The following is a 10,600-nucleotide window of genomic DNA, read 5'->3' on the forward strand; positions in this document are numbered from 1 at the left end:
GAACTGTCGCCTCCTCGAGGCCGGGTGGACCTGACGGTCAGGTTCCGACTGTCGTGCGCAGGGGCACGGGTTCGTGGCGTACAGGGAAGTTGACCGAGCGCGAGATGAAGCAGTGCTCGTGCGCCTTGCGGTGCACGTCGGCGAGCAGAGCGTCGGTCACGGGCGACTCGTCGGCAAGAAGTCCGTGCCGCCCGACGACCACCCGCGGACGCAGCACGACCTCCCGGAACTGCCCGGCGCCCGCCGCCTCGATCCGCATGGTCCCGACTGCCTGGTCCTCGTAGCCGACGACGACGACGCCCGCCGCGGACGCCAGGTGCAGGAACCAGAGCATGTGGCACTGCGCCAACGCGCTGACCAGCAGCTCCTCGGGGTTGAACCGCGTGGGGTCCCCGCGGAACGCGGGGTCCGACGAGCCGAGCAGCGGCGGCTTGGACCCGATCTTCACCTCGTGGTCGCGGCTGTACGACGTGTAGCTCGCGGTGCCACTGGCGCCGGCGCCTGTCCAGGTGAGGTCGACCGAGTACGTGTGCAGGGGGCCCATCGCCCCACGGTAGCCGCGCCGAACCCGCCGCGTCCGGTCGGCGGCGTCAGTGGCGCGAACTAGGCTCGAACGCATGGCCGATCCCGCCACCTATCGTCCCGCGCCGGGGGAGATCCCTGACGAGCCCGGGGTCTACCGATTCCGAGACGAGCACGGCCGCGTCATCTACGTCGGCAAGGCCAAGAGCCTGCGCCAGCGGCTGTCGAGCTACTTCCAGGACCTGTCGGGGCTGCACTCGCGCACCCAGACGATGGTCACGACGGCGGCCTCCGTGCAGTGGACCGTCGTCGGCACCGAGGTCGAGGCGCTCGCCCTCGAGTACTCGTGGATCAAGGAGTTCGACCCGCGGTTCAACGTCAAGTACCGCGACGACAAGTCGTACCCGTACCTGGCCGTCACGATGGCCGACGAGTTTCCGCGCGTCCAGGTGATGCGCGGCGCGAAGCGCAAGGGCACCCGCTACTTCGGTCCGTACGCGCACGCGTGGGCGATCCGGGAGACGGTCGACCTGCTGCTACGAGTCTTCCCGGTCAGGACGTGCTCGGCGGGGGTCTTCAAGCGCGCGAAGCAGCAGGGCAGGCCGTGCCTTCTGGGCTACATCGACAAGTGCTCAGCGCCGTGCGTCGGCCGGATTTCGCCGGACGACCACCACGCGCTGGCCCAGGACTTCTGCGACTTCATGGCGGGCGACACCGCCAAGTTCACGCGTCGCCTGACCCAGCGCATGAAGGAGGCGGCGAACGAGCTCGACTACGAGCGTGCCGCGCGCCTCCGGGACGACATCCAGACTCTCGAGCGCGCGACCGAGAAGAACGCGGTCGTCCTCGCGGACGGCACGGACGCCGACATCTTCGCCCTCGCGGGTGACGAGCTCGAGGCTGCGGTGCAGGTGTTCCACGTGCGCGACGGCCGCATCCGTGGCCAGCGCGGCTGGGTCGTCGAGAAGGTCGAGGACGTGACGGATGCGGAGCTCGTCGAGCACCTGCTGCAGCAGATCTACGGCAGCGAGGCCTCGGGCGACGGCGGAGCGGGTTCGTCAGCCGTCCCGCGCGAGGTGCTGGTGCCGGTGCTGCCGCCCGACGTCGAGCAGGTGCAGGCGTGGCTCGGCGGCCTGCGGGGGAGCAAGGTCTCGGTCCGGATCCCGCAGCGCGGCGACAAGCGTGAGCTCGCCGCGACGGTCCTGCGCAACGCTGAGCACTCCCTGGTGCTGCACCGGACCCGACGAGCCGGTGACCTGACCACGCGCAGCCAGGCGCTGCAGGAGATCCAGGAGGCTCTCGACCTCGCCTCGGCACCGCTGCGCATCGAGTGCTACGACGTCTCGCACAACCAGGGCACGTACCAGTCGGCGTCGATGGTGGTGTTCGAGGACGGCCTGGCCCGCAAGAGCGAGTACCGGATGTTCAACATCCGCGGCCCGGAGGGTCAGGGCGCCCGTGACGACACGGCGGCGATGCACGAGGTGATCACGCGGAGGTTCCGGCGGTACCTCGCGGACCGCGCGGACTCCCGCGACCTCGAGCTGGACACGGGCGACGACGAGGACGGCGTGGTGCGGTCGGGGCCGATCGACGAGGCCACGGGCAAGCCCGTGCGGTTCGCGTACCCGCCCAACCTTGTCGTGGTCGACGGCGGTCCGCCCCAGGTGGCCGCGGCCGCTGCCGCGATGGCCGAGCTGGGGATCGACGACGTCGCCCTGTGCGGGCTGGCCAAGCGGCTCGAGGAGGTGTGGCTGCCCGGCGAGGCGTACCCCGTCATCCTGCAGCGCTCCTCGGAGGGGCTCTACCTGCTGCAGCGGGTGCGTGACGAGGCGCACCGGTTCGCGATCACCGCGCACCGCAAGCGGCGCAGCAAGGGCATGACGACGTCGGTGCTCGACGACGTGCCGGGGCTCGGGCCGGCACGCCAGGCGGCGTTGCTGCGGCAGTTCGGCTCGGTCAAGCGGCTGCGGGCGGCCTCGGTCGAGGAGATCGCGTCGGTGCAGGGCATGGGGGAGCGGACGGCGGCAATGGTCGTGGCCGCGTTGAACCCGGCGGGCGAGCAGCCGGCCGGCGAACAGCCGGCGGTCGAGAGACCCGCCGGGCCGGCGGCGTCGGACCAGGTGAGCGCATCGGCTGGCATGCTGGAGACATGAGCGACGAACCTTCGCCGATCACGGTGCCGTCAGGAATTCCCGCCCTCGAGGCCGCGACCGAGGCGCCGCACCTCGTCCAGCCCCAGGTCCTCATCATCACGGGGATGTCCGGCGCGGGGCGTTCCCGCGCCGCGGCGGTGCTGGAGGACCTCGACTGGTACGTGATCGACAACCTGCCGGCGCAGATGCTCACGCACCTCGTCGGCATGCTCACCAGCGGCGCCGCTGGTGCTCGCGCACAGCGGCTCGCCGCGGTCATCGACGTCCGTGGTCGGGAGTTCTTCCGGGACCTGGCGCCCGTGCTCGAGGGTCTGCGCGAGTCGGGCGTCGACAACCGCATCCTGTTCCTCGACGCGTCCGACGAGGTCCTCGTCCGGCGCTTCGAGCAGGTCCGCCGCCCGCACCCGCTTCAGGGTGCCGGCCGGATCCTCGACGGCATCGCGGCAGAGCGCGCCGCGCTGGTCGATCTCCGGGAGCGGGCGGACACGCTCATCGACACCTCGGAGCTCAACGTGCACGACCTGGCGCGGGAGGTCCGTGCGGTCGTCTCCACGGCGGGCGAGGACTTCCTGCAGGTCTCCGTGCTGTCGTTCGGCTTCAAGTACGGGCTGCCGCTCGACGCCGACCACGTCGTCGACGTCCGGTTCCTGGCCAACCCGTACTGGATCACGGAGCTGCGGCACCTGACCGGCCGCGACGCCCCGGTCCGCGACTACGTGCTCGGTCTGCCGGGCGCCGTGACGTTCATCGATCGGTACGTCGACGCGCTGCAGCCCGTGCTCGCGGGGTACCTGAACGAGGAGAAGCGGTACGTGACGATCGCCGTCGGTTGTACAGGCGGGAAGCACCGGTCGGTCGCCATCAGCGAGGCGATCGGCGCCCGTCTGCGGGACCAGGGCCACCACGTGTCCGTCTCCGCACGCGACCTCGGCAAGGAATGAAGGGGTCGCTCGCGTCGAGGAACCCGGCGGTCGTGGCGCTCGGGGGTGGCCACGGCCTGTCGGCCTCGCTGTCCGCGTTGCGCCTGATGACGGACCGGATCACCGCGGTGGTCACGGTGGCCGACGACGGTGGCTCGTCGGGCCGGCTGCGCGAGGAGCTCGGTGTCCTGCCGCCGGGGGACCTGCGGATGGCGTTGGCGGCGCTGTGCGACGACTCCGAGTGGGGCCGGACGTGGCGTGACCTGCTGCAGCACCGGTTCAGCTCGTCGGGGGACCTGGACCAGCACGCCGTCGGCAACCTGCTGATCGTCGCGCTGTGGGAGCAGCTGGGGGACACCGTCCAGGGCCTCGACTGGGTGGGCAGGCTGCTCGGCGCCCGCGGTCGTGTGCTGCCGATGGCCTCCGTCCCGTTGCGGATCGAGGCCGACGTCGTCGACGCCCTCGGCCACCGCTCGCACGTGGTCGGGCAGAGCCAGGTCGCGGTGACCTCGGGCACGATCGAGCAGCTGCGGCTAGACCCCGCGGACCCACCTGCGTGCCCCGAGGCGGTCGAGGCGATCGAGGCCGCCGACTGGATCGTCCTCGGCCCCGGGTCCTGGTACACCTCGGTGCTGCCGCACCTCCTGGTGCCGGGCCTCCGTGAAGCGCTCGGCCGGACCAGGGCGCGCACGATCCTCACGCTCAACCTCGCGTCGGGTGAATCCGGGGAGACGGCCGGGATGCGGGCGGAGCACTATCTCGAGGTCCTGCGCGCGCTCGCGCCCGAGCTGACGGTCGACGCGGTCATCGCGGACCCGACCGCGGTCGAGGACGTCTCTGCGCTGGCCGCGCGTGCCGCCGACCTGGGTGCCCGTCTGCTGCTGCGTCAGGTCAGCCGGGGCGACGGGACGGCACGGCACGACCCGCTCCGGCTGGCCGGTGCGTACTCCGACGTCGTCGAGGGGTACCTCGGTGACGTCGGAACCCGGTCGGTCTAGCTGGCCGGAGCGGTCCCGGACGGCTGTCCCGGATGGCAGGATGCAGCCATGGCGTTGACGGCACAGGTGAAGGACGAGCTCGCGCGTCTGAAGGTGGACAAGACGTCCTCGCGGAAGGCAGAGGTCTCGGCCACCCTGAGGTTCGCCGGAGGCCTGCACATCATCTCGGGTCGGATCGTGATCGAGGCAGAGCTGGACACGGGCATCGCGGCCCGCCGGCTCCGGCAGGCGATCTCCGAGGTCTACGGGCACGAGAGCGAGATCATCGTCGTGTCCGGCGGCGGTCTGCGGCGGGGCAGCCGCTACGTCGTCCGGGTGGTGAAGGACGGCGAGTCGCTGGCACGACAGACGGGCCTGCTGGACAACCGAGGACGGCCCGTGCGCGGTCTGCCGCCCCAGGTCGTCTCGGCCGGCGTCGCCGAGGCCGAGTCGGCCTGGCGGGGCGCGTTCCTCGCGCACGGCTCGCTGACCGAGCCCGGCCGTTCGTCGGCCCTCGAGGTCACCTGCCCCGGCCCGGAGGCCGCGCTCGCGCTCGTCGGCGCCGCCCGTCGGCTCGGCATCGCCGCCAAGGCGCGCGAGGTGCGCGGCGTCGACCGCGTGGTCATCCGTGACGGCGACGCGATCAGCGCGATGCTCGCTCGCCTCGGCGCCCACGAGACCATGCTGCTGTGGGAGGAGCGCCGGGTCCGGCGCGAGGTCCGCGGCACCGCGAACCGGCTGGCCAACTTCGACGACGCGAACCTGCGCCGCTCGGCCCGGGCCGCCGTGGCCGCCGGTGCCCGCGTGGAACGTGCCTTCGAGATCCTGGGCGACGAGCTGCCCGAGCACCTGCGGGAGGCCGGCGAGCTCCGTCTCGCGCACAAGGAGGCGTCGCTCGAGGAGCTAGGCAAGCTCGCGGTCCCGCCGCTGACCAAGGACGCCGTCGCCGGACGGATCCGGCGACTGCTCGCCACCGCGGACAAGAGGGCGTCTGACCTGGGCATCCCCGACACGGAGGCCGGCCTGAGCCCGGATCTGCTCGACCTCTGAGGACCCCAGAAAGGGTCTTTGGTCCCGGTGGACGGTGTCATCGTGACCCTCGTCACGGGTATAGGCTTGGGTTATCCGATCGCCACGCGTTCTACCGAGTTGTGCCAAGGCGAGTTGAGCCAAGGCACGGGCCGGCGGAAAAGTGACGAGCGGAACGCACACCGGCGTGCAGAACCCATCAAAACATGTGTGCGCCGATCTCCTGTCGGCGCTGCCGAGGAGGGCAAGTGACCATCAAGGTCGGCATCAACGGCTTCGGCCGTATCGGGCGCAACTTCTACCGGGCCATCGTGGCGTCCGGGGCGGACATCGAGATCGTCGGGGTCAACGACCTGACGGACAACAAGACCCTCGCGCACCTGCTCAAGTACGACACGGTTCTCGGTCGCTTCCCGCTGAGCGTGAGCTACGACGACGACAACATCATCGTCGACGGCAAGAAGATCCGTGCCCTTGAGGAGCGCGACCCCGCGAACCTGCCGTGGGCCGAGCTGGGCGCCGACATCGTCATCGAGTCGACCGGCTTCTTCACCGACGCCACGAAGGCCAAGGCTCACCTCGCCGCTGGCGCCAAGAAGGTCATCATCTCCGCCCCCGCGAAGAACGAGGACGGCACGTTCGTCGTCGGTGTGAACCACACGGACTACGACGCGGCGACGCAGCACATCATCTCCAACGCGTCCTGCACGACGAACTGCCTGGCCCCGGTGGCCAAGGCGCTGAACGACTCGATCGGCATCGAGCGTGGCCTCATGACCACGATCCACGCCTACACGGGTGACCAGAACCTCCAGGACGGTCCCCACAAGGACCTGCGTCGTGCCCGTGCGGCCGCGCAGAACATCGTCCCGACGTCGACCGGTGCGGCCAAGGCCGTGGCGCTCGTCCTCCCGGAGTTGAAGGGCAAGCTCGACGGCTTCGCGCTGCGCGTCCCGACGATCACCGGCTCGGCCACCGACCTGACCTTCACCGCCTCGCGCGAGGTCACGGTCGAGGAGGTCAACGCCGCGGTCAAGGCCGCCGCCGAGGGCCCGCTCAAGGGCATCCTCGAGTACGTCGAGGACGAGATCGTCTCGAGCGACATCGTCACCAACCCGCACCAGAGCATCTTCGACTCGAAGCTCACCAAGGTGAGCGGCGACCTGGTCAAGATCATCGCCTGGTACGACAACGAGTGGGGCTACTCCAACAGCCTCGTGGCCCTCACCACGTACGTCGGCGAGCGTCTCTGACCTCGTCCATGCGTCACGACGAGCATCACGACTGATCGCCCAGCGTCCGCGTGCGCCCCGGCCCACCGGCCCCGGCGCACGCGGACGCTGTTGTGTCTGAGCCGCCCCACCGCTCGAGCTAGGAGAACAGATGAAGACCATCGAGGACCTCGGAGACCTGCGCGGCAAGCGCGTACTGGTCCGATCCGACTTCAACGTGCCGCTCGACGGCACGACGATCACCGACGACGGCCGCGTCCGCGCCGCCCTCCCGACGCTGACGGCTCTGCTGTCCGCCGGTGCGCGCGTCGTCGTGACGGCCCACCTCGGCCGCCCGAAGGGCGCGCCCGAGGAGAAGTACTCCCTCAAGCCCGTCGCGGAGCGCCTGTCCGAGCTGCTGGGCCAGCCGGTCGCGCTGGCCGACGACGTCGTCGGCGAGTCCGCCAAGGCGACCGTCGCCGCGCTTCAGGACGGCGAGATCGCCCTGCTGGAGAACATCCGCTTCGACGCCCGTGAGACGTCCAAGGTCGACGAGGAGCGCGCCGAGCTGGCGGGCGAGCTCGCCGCGCTGGCCGACGCCTACGTGTCGGACGGCTTCGGCGTCGTGCACCGCAAGCAGGCGTCGGTCTACGACGTCGCGCTCGTGCTCCCGCACGCCGTCGGCAAGCTCGTGCTCAAGGAGGTCGCGTCGCTGCGCAAGGCGACCGACGACCCGGCTCGGCCGTACGTGGTCGTGCTCGGCGGCTCGAAGGTGTCCGACAAGCTCGGCGTCATCGCGAACCTGCTGACCAAGGCGGACCGCTTGCTCATCGGCGGCGGCATGCTCTTCACGTTCCTCGCGGCCAAGGGCTACTCGGTGGGCAACTCGCTCCTCGAGCAGGACCAGATCGAGACGGTCAAGGGCTACCTGGCGCAGGCCGAGGCGGCCGGCGTGGAGATCGTCCTGCCCACGGACATCGTCGTCGCCGACGAGTTCAAGGCCGACTCCCCGGCGCTCGTCGTCGCGGCGGACGCCATCCCGGACGGCAAGATCGGCCTGGACATCGGTCCCGAGTCGAGCGCGCTGTTCGCGAGCAAGATCGTGGACGCCAAGACGGTCGTCTGGAACGGCCCCGCCGGCGTGTTCGAGTTCGAGGCGTTCTCGAGCGGCACCCGTGCGGTCGCACAGGCCCTGGTCGACGCCGGCACCAACGGCGGCTTCACCATCGTCGGCGGTGGCGACTCCGCCGCGGCCGTGCGCACGCTCGGCTTCGACGAGGCCGGGTTCGGACACATCTCGACCGGTGGTGGCGCGAGCCTCGAGTTCCTCGAGGGCAAGACGCTCCCCGGCATCGCGGTTCTGGAGGACTGATTCATGGCGACTCGCATCCCGCTCATGGCGGGCAACTGGAAGATGAACCTGGACCACCACCAGGCCACGCACACCGTGCAGAAGCTCGCCTGGGCGCTGCGCGACGGCAAGCACGACTTCTCCAAGGTCGAGGTGGCCGTCCTGCCGCCGTACACCGACCTGCGCAGCGTGCAGACCCTGGTCGACGCCGACAAGCTCGAGCTCGTCTACGGCGCGCAGGACTGCTCGGCCTACCAGTCGGGCGCCTACACCGGTGAGATCTCGCCGGCCTTCCTGGCCAAGCTCGGCGTCACGTACGTCGCGGTCGGCCACTCGGAGCGTCGTCAGTACCACAACGAGTCGGACGAGCTCATCAACAAGAAGGTGCTCAACGCACTGACCTCGGGCATCGTCCCGATCCTGTGCGTCGGTGAGGTGCTCGAGGTCCGCAAGGCCGGCGAGCACGTGCCGCACACGCTCGCGCAGCTCGACGGCGCCCTGGCCGGCCTGACGGCCGAGCAGGTCAAGACGATCGTCGTCGCCTATGAGCCCGTGTGGGCCATCGGCACCGGCGAGACCGCCACGCCCGAGGACGCGCAGGAGCTGTGCGAGGCCATCCGGTCCCGCATCGCGGAGCTGTACGACGCCGAGACGGCCGACGCGGTCCGCGTCCTGTACGGCGGGTCCGTGAAGTCGTCGAACGTGGCGTCGATCATGGCGAAGCCCGACGTCGACGGTGCACTGGTCGGCGGCGCGAGCCTGGACCCCGACGAGTTCGCCGCGATCGCCCGCTACCAGTCCCACACGGTCGGTCTCTGACGATCTGACGGCTCGTGGCCCCCGCCGGTCCGGACTTCTGGTCCGATTCGTCCGGACGGGGGCCACGGCCCGGGCATGGTGGCTTTGCGGCCGCTCGTCGCCTACCCTGTACCGCGGTCAACCGCAGCGTCGCCGGTCATTTCGCCCGTGACGTGCCCTCCCAGTAAGGAACCGACACCGACGTGGACGCCTTGCGTATCGCACTCGAGGTGCTGCTGGTCCTCACCAGCCTCCTCCTCATCCCGCTCGTCCTGCTGCACAAGGGCAAGGGCGGCGGACTGTCCGACATGTTCGGTGGCGGCATCTCCAGCAGCGCCGGCAGCTCCGGGGTCGCCGAGCGCAACCTGAACCGCATCACGGTCGGCACGGCGCTCCTCTGGACGGTCATCATCGTCCTCCTCGGTCTTCTCGAGCGCACGGTCTGAGGGGTCGGCGATGGCGAGCGGAAGTGCGATCAGGGGGTCGCGAGTCGGAGCCGGTCCCATGGGCGAGGCGGAGCGTGGCGACACCGCTCCCCGGATCTGGGTGTCCTACTGGTGCGCCAACGGGCACGAGACGCGTCCGAGCTTCGCGGAGGAAGCCGCACTCGAGGCTCCGCTGACGTGGGACTGCCCGCGTTGCGGGTTCCCCGCCGGCCAGGACCAGGCGAACCCGCCGTCGCCGTCCAAGAACGAGCCGTACAAGACGCACCTGGCCTACGTGAAGGAGCGGCGTTCCGACGAGGACGGCGCCGCCATCCTCGACGAGGCGCTTGCCGCACTGCGCGCCAAGCGCGGCGGCTGATAGCACCACGACTGACGACGATGGGCCCGGCAATGGCGCCGGGCCCTTCGTCGTTCGTCAGTGATGGTGCTCGTGCCGCCCGAGGGTCGTCTCCGGGGTCGCGCCGGGGCGGGTCCACTGGGGTGTGGGCCGGCCTGTCCCGCCCCAGGTGCCGTTGCCGTCCACATCGATGCGCCAGTACCAGCAGGCGCCGTGACCCTCGGGCCAGCCGTCGGGGGTGTCCTGCCACGCTTCGCCACGGCCGTACGGCGTCATGTCGAGCAGTGCGAAGGAACCGCTGGCCGGCTCGGTGCCTCGACCGGTCGTCTCGTAGGTGAGGAAGACGCGGTCGTCGACGCGCAGGAAGCAGCTGAACATCCCCATGTCGCCGCCGACCGGTGCGGCCACGTCGCGTACCGAGTACCAGGGCTGGGTGTAGCCCATGAACTCGAGGTACGGGGCGACCTCGTCCCACGGTCCCTCGGTCAGGATGGCGAACGAGACGCCGCGGGCCTCGAGGTACGCGGTGTCCCGCAGGTGCCACGCGGAGACGGTGCAACCCTCGCACTGCCCCTGGTGCGGTGCACCGTCGTGCCACATGTGCTTGTAGACGAGGAGCTCGTCGCGGCCCTGGAACAGGTCGTGGAACGGCACGGGACCGTCAGGACCGATGACCTCGACCGTCCCGTCGATCTCGACCATGGGCATCCGGCGGCGGGCTGCCGCAATCGCGTCGCCCTCGTGGGTGTGGGCCTTCTCGCGGACGAGGAGCTCGTCGCGCGCGGCCTGCCACGTGGCGAGGTCGACGACGGGCGGTCGGCCCGTGGTGGGTGCGGTGGTCATAGGTGTCCTC

General features: G+C 70.5%; 11 protein-coding genes. 9 read left to right on the forward strand and 2 right to left on the reverse strand.

The window, feature by feature from the left end:
* Nucleotides 1–37: 37 nt before the first annotated feature.
* Nucleotides 38–544 (reverse strand): OsmC family protein, encoded by a 507-nt coding sequence (locus tag AC1DPN_RS14260; protein ID WP_477085420.1) that lies wholly within the window; start codon nt 542–544, stop codon nt 38–40.
* 73 nt (nt 545–617) lie between these two features.
* On the opposite strand from AC1DPN_RS14260, the gene uvrC reads away from it, so the two are divergent.
* The 9 genes from uvrC (at nt 618) to AC1DPN_RS14305 (ending at nt 9,768) form a co-directional block, all read left to right on the forward strand.
* Nucleotides 618–2,678: an excinuclease ABC subunit UvrC gene (gene uvrC / locus AC1DPN_RS14265; RefSeq protein ID WP_477085421.1), complete on the forward strand. Its 2,061-nt coding sequence runs from the start codon at nt 618–620 to the stop codon at nt 2,676–2,678.
* A complete protein-coding gene (gene rapZ / locus AC1DPN_RS14270) occupies nt 2,675–3,619 on the forward strand; it encodes an RNase adapter RapZ (RefSeq protein ID WP_477085422.1) in 945 nt (314 codons plus the stop codon). Before uvrC ends, rapZ begins: the two co-directional genes overlap by 4 nt.
* Nucleotides 3,616–4,596, forward strand: a complete 981-nt coding sequence (locus AC1DPN_RS14275; protein WP_477085423.1) for a gluconeogenesis factor YvcK family protein — start codon at nt 3,616–3,618, stop codon at nt 4,594–4,596. The genes rapZ and AC1DPN_RS14275 overlap by 4 nt, the downstream gene beginning before the upstream one ends.
* Nucleotides 4,597–4,644: 48 nt before the next feature.
* Entirely contained in the window at nt 4,645–5,625 is a 981-nt protein-coding gene (gene whiA / locus AC1DPN_RS14280) for a DNA-binding protein WhiA (protein ID WP_477039003.1), read from the forward strand.
* 227 nt (nt 5,626–5,852) lie between these two features.
* Nucleotides 5,853–6,857 carry a type I glyceraldehyde-3-phosphate dehydrogenase gene (gene gap, locus AC1DPN_RS14285; protein ID WP_477085424.1) on the forward strand — a complete coding sequence of 335 codons (1,005 nt, stop codon included), beginning with the start codon at nt 5,853–5,855 and terminating at the stop codon, nt 6,855–6,857.
* A gap of 130 nt (nt 6,858–6,987) precedes the next feature.
* The gene (locus tag AC1DPN_RS14290; RefSeq protein WP_477085425.1) at nt 6,988–8,187 is read left to right on the forward strand and encodes a phosphoglycerate kinase; all 1,200 of its coding nucleotides are present in this window, start codon (nt 6,988–6,990) and stop codon (nt 8,185–8,187) included.
* A 3-nt stretch (nt 8,188–8,190) separates the two neighbouring features.
* Nucleotides 8,191–8,985: a triose-phosphate isomerase gene (gene tpiA / locus AC1DPN_RS14295; protein ID WP_477085426.1), complete on the forward strand. Its 795-nt coding sequence runs from the start codon at nt 8,191–8,193 to the stop codon at nt 8,983–8,985.
* Nucleotides 8,986–9,167: 182 nt separating this feature from the next.
* The gene (gene secG, locus AC1DPN_RS14300; RefSeq protein ID WP_477085427.1) at nt 9,168–9,410 is read left to right on the forward strand and encodes a preprotein translocase subunit SecG; all 243 of its coding nucleotides are present in this window, start codon (nt 9,168–9,170) and stop codon (nt 9,408–9,410) included.
* 10 nt (nt 9,411–9,420) lie between these two features.
* Nucleotides 9,421–9,768 carry an RNA polymerase-binding protein RbpA gene (locus AC1DPN_RS14305; protein WP_034608687.1) on the forward strand — a complete coding sequence of 116 codons (348 nt, stop codon included), beginning with the start codon at nt 9,421–9,423 and terminating at the stop codon, nt 9,766–9,768.
* Nucleotides 9,769–9,825: 57 nt separating this feature from the next.
* Here AC1DPN_RS14305 and AC1DPN_RS14310 read toward each other — a convergent pair whose 3' ends face one another.
* The gene (locus AC1DPN_RS14310; RefSeq protein WP_477085428.1) at nt 9,826–10,590 is read right to left on the reverse strand and encodes a DUF899 family protein; all 765 of its coding nucleotides are present in this window, start codon (nt 10,588–10,590) and stop codon (nt 9,826–9,828) included.
* Between the last annotated feature and the right edge of the window lie 10 nt (nt 10,591–10,600).

The sequence above is a fragment of the Cellulomonas sp. P4_H4 genome, assembly GCF_056400865.1.

Coding starts and splice junctions, on each gene's coding strand:
- AC1DPN_RS14310 (WP_477085428.1), bottom strand. CDS start 10,590: ATGACCACCGCACCCACCACGGGCCGACCGCCCGTCGTCGACCTCGCC.
- whiA (WP_477039003.1), top strand. CDS start 4,645: ATGGCGTTGACGGCACAGGTGAAGGACGAGCTCGCGCGTCTGAAGGTG.
- AC1DPN_RS14275 (WP_477085423.1), top strand. CDS start 3,616: ATGAAGGGGTCGCTCGCGTCGAGGAACCCGGCGGTCGTGGCGCTCGGG.
- tpiA (WP_477085426.1), top strand. CDS start 8,191: ATGGCGACTCGCATCCCGCTCATGGCGGGCAACTGGAAGATGAACCTG.
- uvrC (WP_477085421.1), top strand. CDS start 618: ATGGCCGATCCCGCCACCTATCGTCCCGCGCCGGGGGAGATCCCTGAC.
- AC1DPN_RS14305 (WP_034608687.1), top strand. CDS start 9,421: ATGGCGAGCGGAAGTGCGATCAGGGGGTCGCGAGTCGGAGCCGGTCCC.
- rapZ (WP_477085422.1), top strand. CDS start 2,675: ATGAGCGACGAACCTTCGCCGATCACGGTGCCGTCAGGAATTCCCGCC.
- AC1DPN_RS14260 (WP_477085420.1), bottom strand. CDS start 544: ATGGGCCCCCTGCACACGTACTCGGTCGACCTCACCTGGACAGGCGCC.
- AC1DPN_RS14290 (WP_477085425.1), top strand. CDS start 6,988: ATGAAGACCATCGAGGACCTCGGAGACCTGCGCGGCAAGCGCGTACTG.